We start from the raw sequence: 22,684 nt of genomic DNA, 5'->3' as shown, positions 1-22,684 counted from the left end.
AGAAAACAACAATGACAATTGCACCACGTGAACACTGGGAACAGCTGTTCCAGACCCTGAAGATCGAAGGCCGTGCCTTTATCGACGGGCAGTACTGCGCCAGTGTTGCTGGTGACATTTTCGATTGTTCCAGCCCGGTCGATGGCCGCCAGCTGGCGCAGGTCGCCAGCTGCGACAGCGCCGACGCCGAGCGCGCCGTGGCCGCCGCCCGCCGCAGTTTCGACAGTGGCGTCTGGGCCCAGCAGGCGCCGGCACAGCGCAAACGGGTGCTGATTGCCTTCGCCGATCTGCTGCTGGCCAACGCCGAGGAACTGGCGCTGCTGGAAACCCTGGACATGGGCAAGCCGATTGCCGATTCCCTGAGCATTGATATTCCGGCTGCGGCCAATGCCATTCGCTGGCATGCCGAAGCCATCGACAAGATTTATGACGAAGTTGCTGCAACCGCGTCCGACCAGCTGGGTCTGGTCACCCGCGAGCCGGTCGGCGTGGTTGCGGCCATTGTTCCGTGGAACTTTCCACTGATGATGGCCTGTTGGAAGCTCGGCCCGGCCCTGGCCACCGGTAACTCGGTGATCCTCAAGCCGTCCGAAAAATCACCGCTGACGGCGATCCGTATCGCCCAGTTGGCACTCGACGCCGGTATTCCGGCCGGTGTACTGAACGTACTGCCTGGGTACGGTCACACGGTCGGCAAGGCCCTGGCCCTGCACATGGATGTCGACACCTTGGTGTTCACCGGCTCCACGCGCATTGCCAAGCAGCTGATGGTCTATGCCGGTGAGTCGAACATGAAGCGGGTCTGGCTGGAAGCCGGCGGCAAGAGCCCGAACATCGTCTTTGCCGACGCCCCTGACCTGCAAGCGGCTGCCGATGCGGCCGCGGCGGCCATCGCCTTCAACCAGGGCGAAGTGTGCATTGCCGGCTCGCGCCTGCTGGTCGAGCGCAGCATCAAGGAGCGCTTCTTGCCGATGGTGGTCGAGGCGCTCAAGACCTGGAAGCCGGGGCACGCCCTGGATCCCGAAACCCGCGTCGGCGCGCTGGTGGACAGCACCCAGCTGGATACCGTGCTCGGCTACATCGAAGCCGGCAAAGCCGATGGCGCTACGTTGCTGACTGGCGGCGAGCGTGTGCTGGAAGACACCTGTGGCGTGTACCTGCAACCGGCGATCTTCGATGGCGTGACCAACGCCATGCGCATTGCCCGCGAGGAAATCTTCGGGCCGGTGCTGTCGGTGATCACCTTCGACAGCGCCGAAGAGGCCGTTGCTATCGCCAACGATTCACCGTTCGGCCTGGCCGCGGCGGTCTGGACCAACGACATTTCCCGCGCCCACAAGACTGCCCGTGCCCTGCGTGCTGGCAGCGTCTGGGTCAACCAGTACGACGGCGGCGACATGACCGCGCCGTTTGGCGGCTTCAAGCAGTCGGGTAATGGCCGCGACAAGTCGCTGCACGCTTTTGACAAATACACCGAACTCAAGGCGACCTGGATCAAGCTGTAAGGGAGGGTGAACCCATGCAAACTACCAATGACCTGCCGCCTTTGATTGGCATTTCTGCCTGTCGTCAGCAGTTGGGCAATAATTCGTCGCACACCGTTGGTGACAAGTATGTCGAAGCGGCAGGTTTCGCCGGGATCCCGCTGATCCTGCCGGCGCGTGCCGAGCCGGTTGACCCGCAACGCGTGCTAGAGCGCCTCGATGGCATTCTTTTTACCGGTTCACCTTCAAATGTCGAGCCGCATCATTACAATGGCGCCCCCAGCGTGGAAGGTACGAAGCACGATGTGTTTCGCGACCGGCTGACCCTGCCGTTACTGCAGGCCGCCATTGCCACCGGTGTGCCGGTGTTCTGCATCTGCCGTGGATTCCAGGAATTGAACGTTGCCTTGGGCGGCACCCTGCACCAGCGGGTGCAGGAGCTGCCAGGTTTCCTTGATCACCGCGAGCCGCAGGATGCGCCACTGGAAGAGCAATACAGCCCACGTCATAGCGTTACCGTACAGCTCGGCGGGCTGTTCGAACGGCTGGGGCTGGAACAGAGCTTCATGGTCAATTCGCTTCACAGCCAAGGCATCGATCGCCTGGCTGACAGCCTGCGGGCCGAGGCCCTGGCGCCGGACGGATTGATCGAAGCGGTGTCCATGGAGGACGCCCCGGGCTTTGTGGTCGGTGTGCAATGGCACCCGGAGTACCGCTTGGCCGAAAACCCGGTTTCGTTGCGTCTGTTTCAGGCGTTTCGTGAGGCATGCCTGGCCCGTGCAAGGGGCGAGCGTCACCGGGAGAAGACCCTATGAGGTCATCCGGATAATCCGGAATTCACGCAACAGCAACAGGTTTCATTGAGTGCAAGCGGACGCGCTGCGGGGCGTCCTGAAAAACAATAGTAAAAGCGGCGGCAACTACTCATGAGCGAATACGAAGCAGGCCTGTCCCCGGGTATGGGACAGGCTCGCACCCAGGAAAAAGGTGCATCGAAAGCATCCAAAGGGCTGGCCTCGGGCCGGCTTGGACTGCTGGCGAGCATTGTCCTGGGTATCTCCACCATTGCACCGGTCTACACCCTCACTGGCGCCCTCGGCCCAACCGTGCGTGAAGTCGGTGCTCACCTGCCGGCGGTGTTCATCGTCGGTTTCCTGCCAATGTTGCTGGTTGCGCTGGGCTATCGCGAGCTGAACTCGGCCGAACCTGACAGCGGCACATCCTTTACCTGGTCGGCGCGGGCGTTCGGCCCGATGATCGGCTGGATCGGTGGTTGGGGGTTGGTTACGGCCACCACCATTGTGCTGTCCAACCTTGCGGGGGTGGCGGTCGACTTCTTTTATCTGTTCCTCGGGCAGATAACCGGCAGCCACGAGGTGGCGGCGCTGGCCGATAACCTGTTGATCAATGTCGTCACCTGTTGCGTGTTCATCGCCATGGCGGTGTGGATTTGCTGTCGCGGAATCGCCACCACCATGACCGTACAGTACGCTCTGGTGGCGTTGCAGTTGGTGGTGCTGGTGGGCTTTGCCATGGCTGCTTTTGGCGAGTCTGCGCCGATGCCGCCGCTGGAGTTCGATTTCGACTGGTTCAACCCCTTTGGTGTCGAGTCGTTCTCGGCGTTTGCCGCCGGTTTGTCACTGTCGATCTTCATCTTCTGGGGCTGGGACGTGTGCCTGAGCATCAGTGAAGAGTCAGTGGGCAGCGGTGACACCCCTGGCCGTGCAGCGACCCTGACGGTGCTGCTGATTCTCGGTCTGTACCTGGTCACGGCGATTGCCACACTGCAATTTGCCGGTATCGGTGATGTTGGTCTTGGCCTGAACAACCCGCGCATCCAGGAAAACGTCTTTGCCCACCTGGCAGGTCCGGTCATGGGCCCGCTGGCGATCCTGATGTCGATCGCGGTGTTGGCCAGTACCGCTGCTTCGCTGCAGTCGACCTTTGTTGCACCGGCGCGCACCTTGCTGGCCATGGGTTACTACGGTGCGGTGCCTGAGCGCTTCGCCAACATCTGCCCACGCTCGAAAACCCCGCGTTACGCGACGATCTGTGCCGGTGTGGCGGCAGGTGTGTTCTACGTCACCATGCGTACCCTGAGCGAGAACGTACTGGCCGACACCATCACTGCCCTGGGCATGATGATCTGCTTCTACTACTCGCTGACCGCTTATGCCTGTGTCTGGTACTTCCGCCACAGCCTGTTCGACAGCGTGCGCCACTTCCTGATGCGTGGCCTGTGCCCGCTGCTCGGTGGCGGTATTCTCTCGGTGATCTTCCTGCAGACTGCCTACGACAGTGCTTCGCCCTCGTTCGGCAGCGGCTCGCATGTAGGTGGTTTGGGCTTGGTGTTCGTGATTGCAGTGATCATCACACTGCTGGGGCTGGGGCTGATGATGCTGTCACGCCTGCGGGCGCCGGCGTTCTTCCTGGGCATGACCCTGCAACGTCACGCCACTGTCTCCAGCCGCCGCTAAGCGGCTGGAGTGACCGGTTGCTCAGGCAAGCAATTGCTTGAGCAACTGGCCATGACGCTGCTGCTGGTTAGCCTGCAGCAAGCGGTTGGCGCGGAACACCGCCTTGAGGTCTTCCAGCGCAGTGGCGAAGTCATCGTTGATGATGACGAAGTCATACTCGTCGTAATGACTCATCTCGCTTACCGCTTCACGCATCCGCCCCTCGATGATCTCATCGCTGTCCTGGCCACGGTTGGTCAGGCGCTGGCGCAGGGCTTCCTGGGTCGGCGGCAGGATGAAGATCGAACGCGCCTCAGGCATCAGCTTGCGCACCTGCTGGGCACCTTGCCAGTCGATTTCCAGGATCAGGTCGTGGCCCTGGTCGAGGGTCTGCTGCAGCGCGCTGCGCGACGTCCCGTAGAAGTTACCGAACACTTCGGCCTGTTCGAGGAAGTCGCCTTGCTCGATCATCAGCTTGAACTCGGCGTGCTCGACGAAGTGGTAGTTCACGCCGTGCACTTCGCCCGGGCGCATGGCCCGGGTGGTGTGCGAGACCGACACCTGGATGCTGTTGTCGGCGTCGATCAGGGCCTTGACCAGGCTGGTCTTGCCGGCGCCGGACGGGGCGGAAACGATATAAAGGGTGCCGCTGCTGTGATTCATGGTCGGGGTGGCCTTACTCAATGTTCTGTACTTGTTCACGCATCTGCTCGATCAGTACCTTGAGGTTGACCGCGGACTGGGTGCTGCGTGGGTCGAAGGCTTTGGAGCCCAGGGTGTTGGCTTCGCGATTGAGCTCCTGCATCAGGAAGTCCAGGCGCCGGCCAGCGGCGCCGCCGGACTTGAGCACCCGGCGTACTTCGTTGATGTGGGTGCTCAGGCGGTCGAGCTCTTCAGCGACGTCGCTCTTTTGCGCCAGCAGGACCATTTCCTGCTCCAGGCGCTGCGGGTCGAGTTCGGCCTGCATGTCGGTGAAACGGTCGAGAATCTTCTGCCGCTGGGCTGCCAGCATCTGCGGCACCAGGGCGCGCAGGGTGGTGACTTCGCTGGCCATGCCGTCGAGGCGCTCGTGGATCAGGCGGGCCAGTTCGGTACCCTCGCGGTTGCGGCCGTTCTTGAGCTCCTTGAGAGCCTCTTCGAACAGCTCCATCGCTTCGTTGTTCAGCGCTTGCGGGTCGCTGGCATCAGCGACCAGCACGCCAGGCCAGGCCAGCACCTCCAGCGGGTTCAGCGGTGCCGGCTGCTTGATCAGGCTGGCCACGGTCTCGGCGGCGGCGACCAGTTGCGCAGCGCGCTCGCGGTCGACCTGCAGGGGCTTGCCGGCGTTCTCTTCATTGAAGCGCAAGGTGCATTCGACCTTGCCTCGCGACAGCCCCTGGCGCAGTGCTTCACGCACTGCACCTTCGAGGTCGCGCAGCGCTTCAGGCAAACGCAGGTGCGGTTCCAGGTAGCGATGGTTGACCGAGCGTAGTTCCCAGATCAGGGTGCCCTGGCTACCGGCGCGCTCGACACGAGCAAAAGCGGTCATGCTGTGCACCATGGGAAGTACCTCGCAAAAAAGGGTCAAGGAAAAGCCAACCGGCTGCAAAGGCGCAGGATTGTAGCGCAGTGCGGCGCTGGCTCCCAATGCACTGATGTTACAAACAGTCAGGCAACTCCCGGAAAAAACCGACCAACGCCTCTGGGCCCACTGTTTTCGGGGCTGCGACAATAGACGTGTCCTCCGGGCCCGGTGCGCTCTATAATGCTGGGCAGATTCAAACCCAGTACAGGTATCCCAAATGAAACGTCCAAGTGGTCGCGCTGCCGATCAGCTCCGCTCGATCCGCATCACCCGCAACTACACCAAACACGCCGAGGGATCAGTACTGGTCGAGTTCGGTGACACCAAAGTCGTCTGTACCGTCAGCGTCGAGAATGGTGTGCCGCGCTTCCTCAAAGGTCAGGGCCAAGGCTGGCTGACCGCCGAGTACGGCATGCTGCCGCGCTCCACCGGCGAGCGTAACCAGCGTGAAGCCGCCCGTGGCAAGCAGGGTGGCCGTACCCTCGAAATCCAGCGCCTGATCGGCCGTTCGCTGCGCGCTGCGCTGGACATGAGCAAGCTCGGCGACATCACCCTGTACGTCGACTGCGACGTGATCCAGGCTGATGGCGGCACCCGCACTGCCTCGATCACCGGTGCCATGGTTGCCCTGGTCGATGCCCTGCGCGTGGTCAAGAAGCGTGGCGGCCTGAAAGGCGGCGACCCGCTCAAGCACATGATCGCTGCCGTTTCGGTTGGTATGTACCAGGGCGAAGCCGTACTCGACCTGGACTACCTGGAAGACTCCGCTGCCGAGACTGACCTGAACGTGGTCATGACCAGCCAGGGTGGCTTCATCGAAGTCCAGGGCACTGCCGAAGGCGCGCCGTTCCAGCCGGAAGAGCTCAACGCCATGCTGGCGCTGGCGCAGAAAGGCATGGTCGATCTGTTCGAACTGCAGCTAGCCTCGCTGGCTGACTGATTTCGACACGGCAAGGAGCAGAACATGACTGAGCAACCGTTACAGTTGCCCACCCCCAATGCCGAGATTCGTCAGTGGGCGATGTTCTGTCACCTGGCCGCGCTGTTGGGGCTGGTGGTGCCGTTTGGCAACCTGCTGGGTCCACTGGTGATGTGGATCTGGAAGAAGGACCTGGACCCGTTCATAGACGCCCAGGGCAAGGAAGCGCTGAATTTTCAGCTCACCGTGTTTCTGGCCTCGATCATCTGCTTTGCGCTGATGTTTGTGCTGGTGGGGATCGTGTTGTTCGGCATGTTGATGGTTGCCGTGCTGGTTCTCACGATCGTTGCCGGGGTCAAGGCCAACGATGGTCAGCCCTATCGCTATCCGTTGACCTGGCGGCCGATCAAATAATGATCAGCTGACAGCAGGCACAAAAAAACCGACGTGATGTCGGTTTTTTTGTGCCTGAACGAATCAGATCGTCAGCGTCCAGTCGTAGTCCACGATCAGTGGCGCGTGCTGGGAGAAGCGCGGTTGACGCGGCAGGCGCGCGCTACGCACGAAGCGGCGCAGGCCCGGGGTCAGCAGCTGGTAGTCGAAACGCCAGCCCAGGTTGAGCATCTCGGCCTGTTCGTTGTCTGGCCACCAGCTGTACTGGTCGCCTTCACGGCTGACTTCGCGCAGGGCGTCGACATAACCCATGTCACCGACGACGGTGTCCATCCAGGCCCGTTCCGGCGCCAGGAAGCCCGGCGACTGCTGGCCATCGCGCCAGTTCTTGACGTCGAGCTTCTGCTGCGCCACGTACAACGAGCCGCAATAGATGTATTCGCGACGTTTGCGTCGCTGCTTGTCCAGGTACTTGGCGAAGTCGTCCATCAACTTGAACTTCTGGTTCAAGTCTTCGTCGCCGTTCATTCCCGAAGGCAGCAGCAGCGTTGCGATGCTTACCTTGTCGAAATCGGCCTGCAGGTAACGTCCGTAGCGGTCGGCTGTCTCGAAGCCCAGGCCGCTGATGACTGCCTTGGGCTGCAACCGCGAATAAAGCGCCACGCCGCCTTGGGCGGGAACTTCTGCGTCGCAGGCATAAAGGAAGTAGCCATCAAGCTGGAAAGCTGGGTCGTCGAGTTCAAAGGCCGAGGCGCGGGTATCCTGAAGGCAGATGACGTCAGCATTCTGGGCTTGTAGCCAGCTGAGCAAACCACGCTCAACGGCAGCCTGAATGCCATTAACGTTCACACTGATGATCCGCATAAATGGCCCCAAAAATCTCGTGCGTGTATGATACCCGAGCTGTACTCATTTAGCTAAATCCGTGGTATCCGGGACTCTTCATGCAGCCGTATCAGCGCGACTTCATTCGTTTTGCCATCGACCGCGGGGTTCTGCGCTTCGGTGAATTCACCCTCAAATCCGGGCGCACCAGCCCGTATTTCTTCAATGCCGGCCTGTTCAACAGTGGTTCGGCCCTGGCTCAGCTCGGGCGTTTCTATGCAGCGGCGATTGTCGACAGCAAGATTCCGTTCGATGTGCTGTTCGGCCCGGCCTATAAGGGTATCCCCCTGGCGGCAGCCACTGCCGTAGCGCTGGCCGAGCATCATGACCTCGACCTGCCATGGTGCTTCAACCGTAAAGAAGCCAAGGCACACGGCGAAGGTGGCAGCCTGGTCGGCGCACCGCTGACCGGCGACGTGCTGATCATCGACGACGTGATCACCGCTGGCACTGCGATCCGCGAAGTCATGCAGATCATCCAGGGCCAGCAGGCCAAGGCCGCTGGTGTTCTGATCGCGTTGAACCGCCAGGAACGCGGTAACGGTGAGCTGTCGGCGATCCAGGAAGTGGAGCGCGACTTCGGTATTCCGGTGGTCAGCATCGTTTCGCTGACCCAGGTGCTGGAGTTCCTCGCCGACGACCCGGCGCTCAAACAGCATCTGCCGGCTGTTGAGGCCTACCGTGCGCAGTACGGGATCTGAATGAAAACGGGCCGCTCAAGCGGCCCGTTTTTTTCATCAGTCGGTACCGTACTTCGGTGAGCGAGGGCCGTAGAGGATCCCGCCGTTCTGATAGGGCGTCAGCAGGCGTGCCCCGGTCATGCCGGCAATCGGATAACTGGCATCATCCAAGGTGCTGTTGATGATCTGCTTGACCGCAGCAGTGATCAGCATGCCGACCAGGCCGCCAGCGTTGTTGTTGCCTTCTTCGCTGGACGCGGTGGCCGTACCGGTCCATAGGGTGGTGCCGCTCTTCAGGTCCACCAGCTTGGCGCTGGCGGTGACGATTGAAGCGCTGCTGATCACCATGTAGCGGGTGCCGTAGTCGCTAACCGTTACATATAGCGCGGCATCCGCACCGAAAATCTCATTGAGTTTCTTCGTCGGCAGTTGGTGGATGTCGGCCGGAGTGCTCAGGCCGTTCTGGCGGAAAGTCTCGTCGACCAGCGCTACCGGCAACACATAGTAACCCGCTTCGGCCAGCGGGTAGGTCACCTGCGACAGCATGCTATAGCTGGCTTTCACGTCCGGTGACTCGTTCAGCGGTGGCAGAATCAGGATCGAGCGCGGGTGAGCTTGCTTGAACGCCGAGTAGTCGATGGTCTTGCGTTCGGCGCAGCCGGCGAACAGCGACAGAATGCATGCGCCGACAACCAGTTTGAGAACACGATTGATCACTGTTTGGCTCCTTGCCGTGCGTTCTTCATCAAGAAGTCCATATACGCGGTCGACTCTGGGAACAGAACCTTCTCGGTCTGGAACTGCTGAATCATCTGATCATCTTTGCCCAGGCTCGAGTAGAGCAGGCCAAGCTGGGCGTGGTAGCCCGGTGGTACGGCTCCATTCTTGGCGCGGATCTTCTGCAGATCGCGCTCCAGGGCTTCGACTTGGGCTTCCTTCGACTCCCCTTTGAAGTATTGGTATACCTGAGGTTGATAGCTCTCCCACTGGTACAGGGGCTTCTGGGTGGTGCAGCCGGTCAGCAGGATGCTGCCCAGCAGGATGCCGGCGCCCGTGCGCCAGGAAAAAATTGCGCTTCTCATTCTATGTTCGTCCTTGTGAACGGAGGCTGCTTACTGGTTGGCAGGTTTCCAGGCACCGCTTTCCACTGCGCCGACCAGTTTGTTGACTGCTTCGCGCATGGCCAGGTCGAGGACCTTGCCGTTGAGGGTGGAGTCGTAGCTGGCGGTACCGCCGAAGCCGATGACTTCACGGTTGGACAGGGCAAATTCACCGGCACCCTGACTCGAATAGACCACTTCGGAGGTGCTGATGTTGACGATGTTCAATGCCACCTTGGCGTAGGCGACCTGGGTTTTACCGCGGCCGAGAATGCCGAACAACTGACGGTCACCGACTTCCTTGCGGCCGAACTCGGTCACGTCGCCGGTGACCACGAAGTCGGCACCCTTGAGGCGCTGCGCCTGACCCTTGATGGCTGCTTCCTGCTGGATCTCACCCATATTGTCGCGGTCCAGCACGTTGAACCGGTTGGTCTGCTGCAGGTGAGTGATCAGGATGGTCTTGGCCTGACCACCAAGACGGTCGACGCCGTCGGAGAAAATGCCGCGCATATAGCTGGAGCGGTTGTCGAACTTGCCTACGGCAATGGGGGTGCGCAGTCCGCTGTAGGGGCGGTTGACGCTTTCAACCTGCTGTACAGCGACGGCTCTGGAGGTTTCGGTTGCACAGCCTGCTATCGACCCAAGTACGACGGCAGCTGCCAGCACGAGTCCATGTGACGCATATTTCACGCTACTTCTCCCAGGTAAATACAAATGGTTTGCATCTGATTGCATTGTGCCATCAGTGTCGGCTGGCCGGCAATTTACTTGAGAAGTAGGAGAGATCTGGATTCTAGGTGGGATATCGCGGGGCAAGCCAACGTGTCGCCCCGCGATTGAAAGCCTTAGCGAGGCTTGTGGTTGGTGATCAGGGTACCGACACCACTGTCGGTAAAGATCTCCAGCAGTACCGCATTCGGCACCCGGCCATCGATGATGTGCGAGCTGTTGACGCCGCCTTGCACTGCTTCCAGGGCGCAGCGGATCTTCGGCAGCATGCCGCCGTAGATGGTGCCGTCAGCGATCAGCTCGTTGACCTGCTCGGTGGTCAGGCCGGTGAGCACGGTGCCTTGCTTGTCCATCAGGCCGGCGATGTTGGTCAGCAGCATCAGCTTTTCAGCTTTCAGTGCTTCGGCCACCTTGCCTGCGACCAGGTCGGCGTTGATGTTGTACGACTCGCCGTTGGCACCGACGCCGATCGGCGCGATGACCGGGATGAAGTCACCTTTGACCAGCATGTTCAGCAGGTCGGTGTTGACGCTGGTAACTTCGCCGACATGACCGATATCGATGATTTCCGGGGTGGTCATCTCTGGCGTCTGACGGGTAACGGTCAGTTTTTTCGCACGGATCAGCTGGGCGTCTTTACCGGTCAGGCCGATGGCGCTGCCGCCATGGCTGTTGATCAGGTTGACGATGTCCTTGTTCACCTGGCCGCCGAGGACCATCTCGACCACGTCCATGGTCTGGGCGTCGGTGACGCGCATGCCATCGATGAAGTGGCTTTCGATCGACAGGCGCTTGAGCAGATCACCGATCTGCGGGCCGCCGCCATGCACGACCACCGGGTTGATGCCGACCGCTTTCATCAGCACCACATCGCGGGCAAAACCGGTTTTGAGCTCTTCGCTCTCCATCGCGTTGCCGCCGTATTTGATCACCAGGGTCTTGCCGACAAAACGGCGGATGTAAGGCAGCGCTTCGGACAAAACCTGGGCGACATGGGTGGCGGCATCGCGATCGAGGGTCATGCAGGGCTCCAGTTGGAACAGATAGTCAGTCAGAACTTGGGTTGCAGATCAGGAGCAACGCGCTTCAACTGGGCGCGGAAGACTTCCTGGATACGCTGCAGTTCGGCGTCATTGTCGGCCTCGAAGCGCAGTACCAGCACCGGTGTGGTGTTGGAGGCGCGAACCAGACCCCAGCCGTGGGGATAGTCGACCCGCACACCGTCAATGGTGGTCAGGTTGGCGTCTTGGCCCCAGTCGGCTTCGCGTTGCAGTGCATCAATGATGCTGAATTTACCCTCGTCGGTCACATCAATATTGATTTCCGGTGTGGAAATATCATTCGGGAACGCGGCGAACAGCTGTTCAGCATCGGTTTTGGCCTTGCTGAGGATCTCCAGCAGGCGCGCGGCACTGTAGATGCCGTCGTCGAAACCGTACCAGCGTTCCTTGATGAAAATGTGTCCGCTCATCTCGCCGGCCAGCAAGGCGCCGGTTTGCTTCATCTTCTTCTTGATCAACGAATGACCGGTCTTCCACATTAGCGCGCGGCCACCGTATTGCTCGATCAGCGGGGTCAGGCGGCGGGTGCATTTGACGTCGAAGATGATCTCGGCGCCCGGGTTGCGCTCAAGCACGTCCTGGGCAAACAGCATCAGCAGGCGATCGGGGTAGACGATGCTGCCGGTGTTGGTCACCACGCCGACACGGTCGCCATCGCCATCGAAGGCCAGGCCGAGGTCGGCACCGGTTTCCTTGACCTTGGCAATCAGGTCGACCAGGTTCTCGGGTTTGCCCGGATCCGGGTGATGGTTAGGGAAGTTGCCGTCGACTTCGCAGAACAACGGGATCATTTCGCAGCCCAGGGCTTCGATCAGTTGCGGGGCAATTACGCCGGCCGCACCGTTGCCGCAATCGACGACGACTTTGAGTTTTTTCGCCAGCTTGATGTCGCCAGTGATCTGCTGGAAATAGCGATCGAGGATTTCGACTTTCTCGACGCTGCCTTCGCCGCGGCTCAGGTCGTTGCTCTTCAGGCGGGTCAACAGGGCCTGGATCTGTTCGTTGGCCAAGGTGTCGCCGGCAATGACGATCTTGAAACCGTTGTAGTTCGGCGGGTTGTGGCTGCCGGTGAGCATCACTCCGGACTTGCCGGCCAGGACGTTGGCGGCGTAGTACAGGGCAGGGGTCGGCACCAGGCCGACATCGCTGACGTTGCAGCCGGCCTCGACCAGGCCTTTGATCAATTGCTCGACCAGCATCGGGCCGGACAGGCGGCCGTCACGGCCGACCGCGATGTTCGGTTCGCCCTGGGCCAGGGTTTGTGCACCGATGGCGCGGCCGATCCAGTAGGCGGTCTCTGCAGTCAGGGTGTCACCGACCACGCCACGGATGTCATAGGCGCGGAAGATGCTTTCCGGGAGTGCGGGTACCAGGTGTGCCATGTCGTTCATCTCTGGGGAGCTCCAATATCGAGGGCGTGCAGGGCAGGCTCAAACTGAACGCTTTGACGGTCATTTCGCCAGAGAGTTCGCCATCCTTGGCGCACCGTGGGCAGCGAGTGGATCAGTTGCTGCCGGAATGGCCAAAGCCGCCAGCGCCACGCTGGCTTTCGTCGAAGGCTTCGACGATGTCGAAATGAGCCTGCACCACAGGTACCAGGACCAGTTGTGCAATGCGCTCGCCGATGGTGATGGTGAACGGGGTCTGGCCGCGGTTCCAGCAGGAAACCATCAGCTCGCCCTGGTAGTCGGAGTCGATCAGGCCGACCAGGTTACCCAGCACGATGCCGTGCTTGTGGCCCAGGCCCGAGCGCGGCAGGATCAGCGCGGCAAGGCCCGGGTCGCCGATGTAGACCGACAGACCGGTAGGGATCAGTACAGTCTGACCCGGCTCCAGCACGGTGTCTTCTTTGAGCATGGCGCGCAGGTCGAGACCGGCGGAGCCTGGAGTAGCGTACTGCGGCAGCGGGAATTCGCCGCCGATGCGTGGATCGAGAATCTTGGCTTGTAGAGCGTGCATGCAGAATTAAACCTGGTTGAGACGTTCGGCGATGAAAGCAACCAGCTGACGGGCGATCTTGCCCTTGCTGGTCTGTGCGAAGAGTGTTTCGTGAAGCTGGCGATCGATCACGCTGCAGGCGTTTTCCTCGCTGTTGAAGCCGATGCTGGGGTTGGCCACATCGTTGGCGACAATCAGGTCGAGGTTCTTGTCTTTGAGCTTGCGCGCAGCGTAGTCGAGCAGGTGTTCGGTCTCGGCGGCGAAGCCGACGCTGAACGGGCGATCGGGGCGGGTGGCGATGCTGGCGAGAATGTCCGGGTTGCGGACCATCTGCAGCAGCAGGCCGTCACCTGTCGTAGGGTCTTTCTTGAGTTTCTGTGGTGCGACCACCTCTGGACGGTAGTCTGCGACTGCGGCCGAGGCGATGAAAATGTCGCAGGGCATCGCCGCTTCGCAGGCAGCCAGCATGTCGCGGGCGCTGACCACGTCGATACGGGTAACCCGGTCGGGCGTTGGCAGGTGCACCGGGCCACTGATCAGGGTCACCTTGGCGCCGGCTTCCACAGCTGCCTCAGCCAGGGCAAAGCCCATTTTTCCGGAGCTGTGGTTGGTGATGTAGCGCACCGGATCGATGTTTTCCTGGGTCGGTCCGGCAGTGATCACGATGTGTTTGCCGGTCAGCGATTCGCGCTTGAAGCTTTCGGCGGCGCACCAGGCCAGGTCGGTGGCCTCGAGCATGCGGCCGAGGCCAACATCGCCACAGGCCTGACTGCCGGAGGCCGGGCCGAACACCTTGATGTCGCGGCTTTGCAGCAGTTCGAGGTTGGCCTGGGTGGCCGGATCGCGCCACATGGCCTGGTTCATCGCCGGGGCGACGGCCACGGTGGCGTCGGTGGCCAGCACCAGGGTGGTCAGCAGGTCGTCGGCGACGCCCTGGGCCATACGCGCCAGCAGGTCGGCGGTGGCCGGGGCAATCAGTACCAGATCGGCCCACTTGGCCAGTTCGATATGGCCCATCGCCGCTTCGGCAGCAGGGTCCAATAGATCCATGTGCACCGGGTGACCGGACAGTGCTTGCAGGGTGAGCGGGGTGATGAACTCCGCGCCGCCGCGGGTCATGACGACACGCACCTGCGCACCGTGTTCCAGGAGTCGGCGGACCAGTTCGGCACTCTTGTAGGCGGCGATGCCGCCGCCGACGCCGAGAACGATGCGCTTACGATACAGCCGCTGCATAGGCTTGCCTTTTGCTCAATGATTACACGCGGCGACGACGCCTCCCCAGGCCGAATCGTCGCGTAAAAAAGAGCGGGTAATGTAGCACAGGGCTGAAACACAGGAGCAGTAACCGATGGACAGGGAGGCAGGATGAGTATCAGAGATTGGCCTGTGGCGGAGCGGCCGCGGGAAAAGTTGTTGGAGCAAGGCGCATTCAGTCTTTCGGATGCCGAGTTGCTGGCGATTTTTCTGCGCACGGGTGTGAGAGGTTATAGCGCTGTTGATCTTGCCCGACATCTACTTGGGCAGTTCGGTGGATTGCGCGGATTGCTGGAAGCGGACGGCAAGCGATTCAACCAGGAGTTTGGTCTCGGCCCTGCAAAGTTCGCCCAGTTGCAAGCGGTCATGGAGATGTCGCGACGCCATCTGGCGGATCGGCTGCGTCGCGGTTCCGCTCTGCAGAGCCCGCAGGCGGTCAAAGATTACCTCAAGGCTCAGCTACGGCATGAGCCTCATGAAGTGTTCGCATGTCTGTTTCTCGACAATAAACACCGCTTACTCGGTTTTGAGGTGTTATTTCGCGGCACTATCGACAGCACCAGCGTGTACCCCAGGCAAGTGCTCAAGCGCGGGCTGGCTCACAATGCCGCTGCGTTGATCCTCTGCCACAACCATCCGTCAGGTATCGCAGAGCCTAGCCAAGCCGATGTGCACCTTACACATCGGCTCAAGAAGGCACTGGAACTGGTCGACATTCGCGTGCTCGACCACTTCATCGTCGGCGATGGTGAACCGCTGTCGATGGTCGAGCATGGCTGGTTCAACGCGTCGAACTGACCTTGGCGAAGTCCTGGCGGCCGAACGGACTGACCTGGTAACCCTGCACGTCCTTGCGTAGAAGCGCCGCCGCGGTAGGGTGCGCCAGCGGCAGCCACAGCGCCTGCTGCTGGATCTGCGTCTGGGCCTGTTGGTAAAGACGGCTACGCACGCTCTGGTCGGTGGTGGTCTTGCCAGCACTGATCAGCTGGTCAAGGCGCTGGTCGCAATAGCGGGCAAAGTTGGTCCCGGACTTCACCGCCGCGCAGGCGAACTGCGGGCTGAGGAAGTTATCCGGATCGCCGTTGTCACCGGCCCAACCCATGAACAGCAGGTCATGCTCGCCAGCCTTGGCGCGGCGGATCAGCTCGCCCCATTCGATCACCCGGATCTCGGCCTTGATGCCGATCTTGGCCAGGTCTGCCTGGAGCAACTGCGCGCCGAGGCTCGGGTTGGGGTTGAGCAGGCTGCCCTGCGGACGGGTCCAGATGGTGGTGCTGAAGCCGTCTTTAAGGCCAGCCTTGCCTAGCAGCGCGCGGGCTTTGTCCAGGTCGGTGGGGTAGCCCGGCAGGTCCTTGGCGTAGCTCCAGGTATTGGGCGGGTAGGGGCCATTGGCGGCGACCGCAGTGTCTTCGAACACCGCTTTGAGGTAGCTGGCCTTGTCGAACGCCAGGTTGATGGCCTGGCGCACCTCGGGCTTGTCCAGCGGTGCGTGCTGGCTATTGATAGCGACGAAAGCCGTCATGAAGGCTTCGGTCTTTTCTACCTTCAGTGTCGGATCTTCGCTGGCGGCGGCGATATCCAGCGGTTTGGGCGACAAGGCGATCTGGCACTCGTTGCGCTTGAGCTTCTGCAGGCGCACGTTGGCGTCCGGGGTAATGGCGAAGATCAGCGGATCGACTGCGGGCTTGCCGGCAAAGTAGTCCGGGTTGGCCCGGTAGCGGATCACCGCATCCTTCTGGAAGCGGTTGAACACGAACGGGCCGGTGCCGATCGGTTGGCTGTTGAGCTTTTCCGGCGTACCGGCCTTGAGCAACTGGTCGGCATATTCGGCGGAATAGATCGAGGCGAAGCCCATGCTCAGGGTGGCCAGGAAGGTCGCGTCCGCGTGGTCAAGGGTGAAGCGCACGGTCAGCGGGTCGACAGCGTCGATCTGCTTGATCAGGCTCGGTAACTGCAGCGATTGGGCGTGCGGGTAGCCGCTCTGAGCGATCTTGTGCCAGGAGTGCGCGGGGTAGAGCATGCGCTGGAAGCTGAACAGGACGTCGTCGGCGTCCAGGGTGCGGCTGGGCTTGAAGTAGCCGGTGCTGTGAAACTTCACCTCTGGGCGCAGCTTGAACTCGTAGATCAGGCCATCGGGCGAAACCGTCCAGCTCTCGGCCAGGCTTGGCACCACCTGGCCTTTTGCGGCATCGAACTCGACCAGGCGGTTCATCAGCACATCGGCCGAGGCATTGGTGGTGGTCAGCGAGTTGTACTGAACCACATCGAAGCCTTCAGGGCTGGCTTCGGTACACACACTCAACGCGGCCGCCTGGGCGAGTGCGGGGCCGAGCAGGGTGGCGAACAACAGGGGTAGAGCGGCAGCACGCATGAGGAATCCTTGGCTGATCGATGGCCCATCTGCCAGTGCAGTCTGGAAAAGTCTTACCCTAGTGTGCCAAGCCGGAAATGACCATAGCCTTTTTTGCCAATCGTGCGACGAGTGGTCGACACCTTGCCGGGCCAGTCGTTATGCTGCTCCGGCGTGTCGCCCAGCAAGGCAAAACACATCTTCTGTTGTTGTGCTTTGGTCTTTCTGGTATAAAGCAGCGCTCTTTTCTAGGGGCTCGGCTTGTCGCATCTGTTGATTGAGTCGATAAGACCCTGAAGAAACACGGCGCCTGGCGCCAAAGACTGAGAGATTAAGCGGCCAACCCATGCCGGGTTGGGCATGTGGTTTTAGAGGGCTGAGGCATGTCGAGAGTCTGTCAAGTTACCGGTAAGGGTCCGGTAACCGGGAATAACATTTCCCACGCAAACAACAAAACCCGTCGTCGTTTCCTGCCGAACCTGCAGCATCATCGCTTCTGGGTCGAGTCCGAGAAGCGTTTCGTGCGTCTGCGCGTATCTGCCAAAGGCATGCGCATCATCGACAAGCGCGGCATCGATGCCGTTCTGGTCGACATTCGCCGTAACGGCGCTAAGGTCTAAGGGAGAGAATCATGCGTGAATTGATCCGTCTGGTGTCGACCGCTAATACCGGCCACTTCTACACCACCGACAAGAACAAGCGCACCACTCCGGACAAAATCGAAATCAAAAAATTCGATCCGGTTGTTCGCAAGCACGTGATCTACAAGGAAGCCAAGATCAAGTAATTGATCCGGCTGACGAAAAAAGGGCCCGTATCTCTGGATACGGGCCCTTTTTTTATGGGCTGTGGGGCACACCACTGTGGGAGCGGGCCTTGCCCCGCGATCTGCCGCAAAGCGGCAGCAAAACCGGTGAATGCGGTGTATCAGCAGCATTGTGGTCTCGAGTTTTACGACCGCTTCGCGGTCGATCGCAGGCTCCCACAGTGGTTTCCCACACGCCTGCGATGCCGTTATTTCTGTTCGAACATCACGTAGATCTTGCGGCACGGCTCCAGCACTTCCCAGGTGCCCTTGAAGCCTGCCGGGATCACAAAGCGATCACCGGCGCGCAGGGTTTTCGCGCCGCCGTCTGCATCGCGCAGCACCGAAACGCCCTGAACGATCTCGCAGTACTCGTGTTCAGTGTAATTGACGGTCCATTGGCCTACGGCGCCTTCCCAGACCCCGGCTGCAAACTGGCCGCAGGGGCTGGAGTAGTGGTTGTAGACCGCTTGCTCAGGATCGCCCTTGAGGATTTTTTCGGCTGCCGGGCGATAACGTTCGGCCTCGGTGAGCACCTGGGCGAAGTCGATGATCTGGTCTATGCGCATGGCTATGTCTCTTGTTTGTTTAATAAAATGAACATCAGTAGGCGTTTGGTGCGATTATGTCAAATATATTGATAATTGGGTCGCCAGTGGTTTAGGGTGGCAGGTGCCTGTGCGCGTAGCTCGCCCAAGCCAGAATTTTTGACAGTGCCCGTGAGCCCTCGTGCGGCACTGCACCTTAACAAGAGGAGGAGTTTCGTATGACCACCCTGACTCGTGCGGATTGGGAACAGCGTGCCCAACAACTGAAAATCGAAGGCCGCGCTTTCATCAATGGTGAATACACCGCCGCCGTTTCCGGCGCGACGTTCGAATGCCTCAGCCCGGTCGACGGCCGCCTGCTGGCGCAGGTCGCCAGCTGTGATGAAGCCGATGCCCAGCGTGCCGTAGAAAACGCCCGCGCTACTTTCGCGTCCGGCGTCTGGTCGCGTCTGGCCCCGGCCAAGCGCAAAGCCACCATGATCCGTTTCGCTGCCCTGCTCAACGCGAACGTCGAAGAGCTGGCGCTGCTGGAAACCCTGGACATGGGTAAGCCAATCAACGATTCGCTGACCATCGACGTACCGGGTGCCGCCCAGGCCCTGAGCTGGAACGGTGAAGCGATCGACAAGATCTACGACGAAGTCGCGGCTACCCCGCACGATCAGCTGGGTCTGGTGACCCGCGAGCCTGTGGGTGTGGTTGCCGCCATCGTGCCGTGGAACTTCCCGCTGCTGATGGCTTGCTGGAAACTCGGCCCGGCGCTGGCCACCGGTAACTCGGTAGTGCTCAAACCTTCGGAAAAATCGCCGTTGACCGCCATCCGTATTGCCCAGCTGGCAATCGAAGCCGGTATTCCGGCTGGCGTGCTCAACGTGCTGCCAGGCTACGGCCACACCGTCGGCAAGGCCCTGGCCCTGCACATGGACGTCGACACCCTGGTGTTCACCGGTTCGACCAAGATCGCCAAGCAATTGATGATCTACGCCGGTGAGTCGAACATGAAGCGCGTCTGGCTGGAAGCCGGTGGCAAGAGCCCGAACATCGTCTTCGCCGACGCCCCGGACCTCAACGCCGCTGCCGAAGCTGCCGCCAGCGCCATCGCCTTCAACCAGGGCGAAGTCTGCACCGCCGGTTCCCGTCTGCTGGTCGAGCGTTCGATCAAGGACAAGTTCCTGCCGCTGGTACTCGAGGCCCTCAAGGCCTGGAAACCGGGCAACCCGCTGGACCCTGCCACCACCGTCGGCGCGCTGGTCGATAGCCAGCAGATGAACACCGTGCTGTCGTACATCGAAGCCGGTCACAGTGACGGCGCCAAACTGCTGGTCGGTGGTAAGCGTATCCTCGAAGAAACCGGTGGCACCTACGTCGAGCCGACCATTTTCGACGGCGTCAGCAACGCCATGCGCATTGCCAAGGAAGAAATCTTCGGCCCAGTACTGTCGGTCATTACCTTCGACAGCGTTGAAGAAGCGATCAACATCGCCAACGACACCCCGTACGGCCTGGCTGCCGGTGTGTGGACTGCGGATATCTCCAAGGCTCACCTGACCGCCAAGGCACTGCGTGCCGGTAGCGTCTGGGTCAACCAGTACGACGGCGGCGACATGACCGCACCGTTCGGTGGCTTCAAGCAGTCGGGCAACGGCCGTGACAAGTCCTTGCACGCACTGGACAAGTACACCGAGCTGAAGGCGACCTGGATCAAGCTGTAACCGCAACCGCGCGATCCCGTTCACAGCCGGACCTTGCTCGCAGCAGGTCCGGCTGTGTTGTTTCTGCAGAACCACGACAGCCTGGGAGGCTGCAATGCGTTGGGGAACCTATTTCGCCGTGCTGACGGCGGTGCTCAGTGTCGGCCTGGCGCTGGGCGTGAGCATGCCGCTGGTGTCCTTGCGTCTGGAAAGCTGGGGCTACGGCAGCTTTGCCATTGGCGTGATGGCGGCGATGCCGGCGATTGGCGTATTGCTCGGTGCCAGCCTGTCCAGCCGGCTCGCTGCGCGCTTTGGCACGCCGGGGTTGATGCGTCTGTGCCTGTGGGCTGGAGCATTGTCGATCGGCCTGCTGGCGCTGTTGCCCAGCTACCCGTTGTGGCTGGTGCTGCGCCTGCTGATCGGCATGATCCTGACCATTGTGTTCATCCTCGGCGAAAGCTGGATCAACCAGTTGGTGATCGAGCAGTGGCGCGGGCGCTTGGTGGCCTTGTACGGCAGTAGTTATGCCTTGAGCCAGCTGGCCGGGCCGTTGCTGCTGGGGGTAATGGGTTCGGAAGACGACCTCGGTTTCTGGATCGGTGCCGGCTTGCTGCTGTTGGCACCGCTGGTGCTGTTGGGACGTGACGGCGCGCCGAGCGCAGAGGCGTGCAGCGTGACCTTGCTGGACCTGATCGGTTTCTGCCGGCGTTTGCCGGTCATTGCCTGGGCAATTGCCCTGTTCGCTGCGTTCGAGGCGATGATCCTGACCCTGTTGCCGGTGTATTGCCTGCAGCAGGGCTTCAGCACCGAGATTGCTCTGTTCATGGTCAGCACGGTAGTGGTCGGTGATGCGCTGCTGCAGCTGCCGATTGGCGCGCTGGCCGATCGCATGTCGCGGCGCACGCTGTTCAGCGGTTGCGCGTTGATGCTGCTGTTGTCGAGCCTGGCGATCCCGCTGATGTTGCAAACCTGGGCGATCTGGCCGTTGTGGGTGTTGTTCGGCGCCAGTGCCGGTGGTTTGTTCACTTTGTCACTGGTGCTGATTGGCGAGCGTTACCGCGATGATGCGCTGGTACGGGCCAATGCTCATGTCGCGCAGCTTTGGGGGATTGGTTGCCTGATCGGGCCACTGGTTGCCGGTGCCGGCAGCCAGTGGGTCAGTGGTCATGCCTTGCCGCTGCTGATGGCTGCCGGTGCTGCCGGCCTGGTGCTGCTCGCGCGGCGCCCGAATGCCTTCGAGCCGGCGCCGGTCTAGAGCATCCGCTCCAGGCCTACAGCCTTGCTGATCCAGGCGTTGAAGCGGCGCCACAGGCCTCCGGGCTCAGTGGTCAGGGTGTGCAGCTGGTGATTGTCTTCGGTCACCCAGACCAGTTCGCCGTTGACCAGCTGCGGCTGGTAACTCAGCGCTGCGGCCATGCCCTGGACCGCCAGGTCGCGGGTGTACTCGGCGAGTTCGGGGCTGTCGACCAGCACGCCGACCTCGGTGTTCCACAGCACCGAGCGGGGGTCGAAGTTGAACGAGCCGATGAAGGTCTTGCGCCGGTCGAAGATGATCGCCTTGCTGTGCAGGCTTGAGTCGGAGCTGCCGTAGATGTGCAGGGCGCGCTTGGAGCCGGGGTCGCCCGGTTGCCGACGCAGTTCATACAGATGCACGCCATGTTCCAGCAATGCCCTGCGATAAGGCGCGTAACCACCATGTACCGCCGGCACATCGGTGGCCTCCAGGGAGTTGGTCAGCAGCTTGACCGAGACGCCGGCATCGGCGCGGCTGGTCAGGTACAGCAGGCCGGGCTCGCCAGGCACGAAGTAGGCCGAGATCAGGATCAGTTCGTGCTGGACGCCGTTCATGTCAGGTGCCAGCTGGTGGGTCATCAGTAGTTGCGGGTCCGGCTCATCGCGGGCCAGGACCTTGCTCGGTGCATCCCACAGCGCCTGGTTGTGGGCCCAGATCAGTTCATTGCGCCAGACGCCCAGGCGCGGGTTGGTTTTGTACGACATCAGGCGGTCATACAGCGCTTTACGCTCGACTTCGGCTTCGGCCAGCGACGCTTCCAGGCGCTGGCGGCTGGCGCGCAGGTCATTGGCGTCAGGCTGGGTCATGAGGAAGTCGCCAATCGGCCGGCTCAGGGCACTGTTCCAGTACTGATCGAAGCTGTGCCCGAGTTGTTCGGCAACCGGCCCCACCCCTAACAGGTCGATATCGGTGAAGTTCAGGTTAGGCTCGGCGTCGAAGTACTCATCGCCAATATTCCGGCCGCCGACGATGGCCATGCTGTTGTCCACCAGCCACAGCTTGTTGTGCATGCGCCGGTGTTGCAGGTTGAGATTGAACAGGCGGCCCACCGCCCGGGTCACACCGGTGCTGCGCCCCAGGTGCAGCGGGTTGAAGACGCGGATGTGGATGTTCGGGTGCGCGGCGAGGGTGGCCATCTTGTCGTCGATGCCGTCGCTGGTGGTGTCATCGAGCAGGATACGAACCCGCACACCGCGGTCGGCGGCCTGCAGCAGCTCGTGGACCAGGGCGCGGGTGCTGAGACCGTCGTGGACGATGTAGTACTGCAGGTCGATGCTCGACTGGGCGTTGCGAATCAGCTCGGCCCGCGCGCGAAACGCTTCATTGCTGTTGGGCAGTAGGCGAAAACCCGAGCGTCCTTCGTAGGCGGAGGCCTGACGCTGCACTGAGCGCCCGAAGGCCGAGTCACTGGCTGGCAGCGCCTGACTGACATCGCGGGCCTGGCTGACACTGGCGCATCCGCTCAGGCCGAGCATCAGCGACAGCAGCAAGGGCAGCGCACGCGGGCTTATCAAGGCAATGAATCCT

23 protein-coding genes and 1 pseudogene are annotated in these 22,684 nt (G+C 61.3%); 11 read left to right on the top strand and 13 right to left on the bottom strand.

From position 1 onward, the window contains the following. Positions 1-11: 11 nt before the first annotated feature. From ACVI9W_RS11715 to ACVI9W_RS11705, 3 genes are all read left to right on the top strand, one after another. On the top strand, positions 12-1,505 hold the full coding sequence (locus tag ACVI9W_RS11715) for an aldehyde dehydrogenase (RefSeq protein ID WP_461530062.1): 1,494 nt from the start codon (positions 12-14) through the stop codon (positions 1,503-1,505). Between the two features lie 14 nt (positions 1,506-1,519). Continuing rightward, positions 1,520-2,299, top strand: a complete 780-nt coding sequence (locus ACVI9W_RS11710; RefSeq protein ID WP_461530061.1) for a gamma-glutamyl-gamma-aminobutyrate hydrolase family protein — start codon at positions 1,520-1,522, stop codon at positions 2,297-2,299. A gap of 111 nt (positions 2,300-2,410) precedes the next feature. Beyond that, entirely contained in the window at positions 2,411-3,961 is a 1,551-nt protein-coding gene (locus tag ACVI9W_RS11705) for an APC family permease (protein WP_461530060.1), read from the top strand. A gap of 21 nt (positions 3,962-3,982) precedes the next feature. Here ACVI9W_RS11705 and gmk read toward each other — a convergent pair whose 3' ends face one another. Continuing rightward, positions 3,983-4,603, bottom strand: a complete 621-nt coding sequence (gene gmk / locus ACVI9W_RS11700) for a guanylate kinase (RefSeq protein ID WP_157190532.1) — start codon at positions 4,601-4,603, stop codon at positions 3,983-3,985. A gap of 13 nt (positions 4,604-4,616) precedes the next feature. Beyond that, positions 4,617-5,480 (bottom strand): YicC/YloC family endoribonuclease, encoded by an 864-nt coding sequence (locus ACVI9W_RS11695; protein ID WP_461530059.1) that lies wholly within the window; start codon positions 5,478-5,480, stop codon positions 4,617-4,619. Between the two features lie 241 nt (positions 5,481-5,721). Between ACVI9W_RS11695 and rph the strand changes: the two genes are divergently transcribed. Further along, positions 5,722-6,444, top strand: coding sequence for a ribonuclease PH (gene rph, locus ACVI9W_RS11690; protein ID WP_461530058.1), 723 nt, complete (start codon positions 5,722-5,724; stop codon positions 6,442-6,444). Between the two features lie 24 nt (positions 6,445-6,468). Continuing rightward, positions 6,469-6,837 (top strand): DUF4870 domain-containing protein, encoded by a 369-nt coding sequence (locus ACVI9W_RS11685; protein WP_038615900.1) that lies wholly within the window; start codon positions 6,469-6,471, stop codon positions 6,835-6,837. A 63-nt stretch (positions 6,838-6,900) separates the two neighbouring features. Here the strand turns inward: ACVI9W_RS11685 and ACVI9W_RS11680 are convergent, their stop codons facing one another. Further along, positions 6,901-7,680, bottom strand: coding sequence for an exodeoxyribonuclease III (locus ACVI9W_RS11680; protein WP_028942456.1), 780 nt, complete (start codon positions 7,678-7,680; stop codon positions 6,901-6,903). Between the two features lie 80 nt (positions 7,681-7,760). On the opposite strand from ACVI9W_RS11680, the gene pyrE reads away from it, so the two are divergent. Then, positions 7,761-8,402 (top strand): orotate phosphoribosyltransferase, encoded by a 642-nt coding sequence (gene pyrE / locus ACVI9W_RS11675; protein ID WP_010225878.1) that lies wholly within the window; start codon positions 7,761-7,763, stop codon positions 8,400-8,402. Positions 8,403-8,438: 36 nt separating this feature from the next. Here the strand turns inward: pyrE and ACVI9W_RS11670 are convergent, their stop codons facing one another. The 7 genes and pseudogenes from ACVI9W_RS11670 to coaBC form a co-directional block, all read right to left on the bottom strand. Beyond that, positions 8,439-9,098 carry a DUF799 domain-containing protein gene (locus ACVI9W_RS11670; protein ID WP_461530057.1) on the bottom strand — a complete coding sequence of 220 codons (660 nt, stop codon included), beginning with the start codon at positions 9,096-9,098 and terminating at the stop codon, positions 8,439-8,441. Further along, positions 9,095-9,463 (bottom strand): DUF4810 domain-containing protein, encoded by a 369-nt coding sequence (locus ACVI9W_RS11665; RefSeq protein ID WP_461530056.1) that lies wholly within the window; start codon positions 9,461-9,463, stop codon positions 9,095-9,097. The genes ACVI9W_RS11670 and ACVI9W_RS11665 overlap by 4 nt, the downstream gene beginning before the upstream one ends. Before the next feature lie 30 nt (positions 9,464-9,493). Then, on the bottom strand, positions 9,494-10,174 hold the full coding sequence (locus ACVI9W_RS11660) for a CsgG/HfaB family protein (protein ID WP_461530055.1): 681 nt from the start codon (positions 10,172-10,174) through the stop codon (positions 9,494-9,496). Between the two features lie 155 nt (positions 10,175-10,329). Further along, the gene (argB, locus tag ACVI9W_RS11655; RefSeq protein WP_038615898.1) at positions 10,330-11,235 is read right to left on the bottom strand and encodes an acetylglutamate kinase; all 906 of its coding nucleotides are present in this window, start codon (positions 11,233-11,235) and stop codon (positions 10,330-10,332) included. A gap of 29 nt (positions 11,236-11,264) precedes the next feature. Beyond that, positions 11,265-12,641, bottom strand: a pseudogene (locus ACVI9W_RS11650) (phosphomannomutase/phosphoglucomutase); the annotation flags it as partial. 136 nt (positions 12,642-12,777) lie between these two features. After that, positions 12,778-13,233 (bottom strand): dUTP diphosphatase, encoded by a 456-nt coding sequence (gene dut, locus ACVI9W_RS11645; protein WP_422418259.1) that lies wholly within the window; start codon positions 13,231-13,233, stop codon positions 12,778-12,780. A 6-nt stretch (positions 13,234-13,239) separates the two neighbouring features. Beyond that, a complete protein-coding gene (coaBC, locus tag ACVI9W_RS11640; protein ID WP_038615891.1) occupies positions 13,240-14,448 on the bottom strand; it encodes a bifunctional phosphopantothenoylcysteine decarboxylase/phosphopantothenate--cysteine ligase CoaBC in 1,209 nt (402 codons plus the stop codon). 132 nt (positions 14,449-14,580) lie between these two features. Here coaBC and radC point away from each other — a divergent pair, with 132 nt between their 5' ends. Further along, complete coding sequence (radC, locus tag ACVI9W_RS11635) at positions 14,581-15,267, top strand: RadC family protein (protein ID WP_461530054.1); 687 nt, start codon at positions 14,581-14,583, stop codon at positions 15,265-15,267. Here the strand turns inward: radC and ACVI9W_RS11630 are convergent. Then, entirely contained in the window at positions 15,251-16,840 is a 1,590-nt protein-coding gene (locus ACVI9W_RS11630) for an ABC transporter substrate-binding protein (protein WP_461530053.1), read from the bottom strand. The genes radC and ACVI9W_RS11630 overlap by 17 nt on opposite strands. 362 nt (positions 16,841-17,202) lie before the next feature. Between ACVI9W_RS11630 and rpmB the strand changes: the two genes are divergently transcribed. After that, positions 17,203-17,439: a 50S ribosomal protein L28 gene (gene rpmB / locus ACVI9W_RS11625; protein WP_010225868.1), complete on the top strand. Its 237-nt coding sequence runs from the start codon at positions 17,203-17,205 to the stop codon at positions 17,437-17,439. An 11-nt stretch (positions 17,440-17,450) separates the two neighbouring features. Continuing rightward, positions 17,451-17,606, top strand: a complete 156-nt coding sequence (rpmG, locus tag ACVI9W_RS11620) for a 50S ribosomal protein L33 (RefSeq protein ID WP_010225867.1) — start codon at positions 17,451-17,453, stop codon at positions 17,604-17,606. 227 nt (positions 17,607-17,833) lie between these two features. Here the strand turns inward: rpmG and ACVI9W_RS11615 are convergent, their stop codons facing one another. Next, the gene (locus ACVI9W_RS11615) at positions 17,834-18,193 is read right to left on the bottom strand and encodes a cupin domain-containing protein (protein WP_038615887.1); all 360 of its coding nucleotides are present in this window, start codon (positions 18,191-18,193) and stop codon (positions 17,834-17,836) included. Between the two features lie 197 nt (positions 18,194-18,390). On the opposite strand from ACVI9W_RS11615, the gene ACVI9W_RS11610 reads away from it, so the two are divergent. After that, entirely contained in the window at positions 18,391-19,884 is a 1,494-nt protein-coding gene (locus tag ACVI9W_RS11610) for an aldehyde dehydrogenase (protein WP_038615883.1), read from the top strand. 94 nt (positions 19,885-19,978) lie between these two features. After that, a complete protein-coding gene (locus ACVI9W_RS11605; RefSeq protein WP_422418248.1) occupies positions 19,979-21,118 on the top strand; it encodes an MFS transporter in 1,140 nt (379 codons plus the stop codon). Here the strand turns inward: ACVI9W_RS11605 and ACVI9W_RS11600 are convergent. Then, positions 21,115-22,632, bottom strand: a complete 1,518-nt coding sequence (locus ACVI9W_RS11600) for a phospholipase D family protein (protein WP_461531825.1) — start codon at positions 22,630-22,632, stop codon at positions 21,115-21,117. The genes ACVI9W_RS11605 and ACVI9W_RS11600 overlap by 4 nt on opposite strands. Between the last annotated feature and the right edge of the window lie 52 nt (positions 22,633-22,684).

It is taken from the genome of Pseudomonas sp. 210_17 TE3656, from assembly GCF_054821965.1.
The sequence above is the reverse complement of the archived record's forward strand: the minus strand, read 5'-3'. Positions and strand labels throughout refer to the sequence as shown.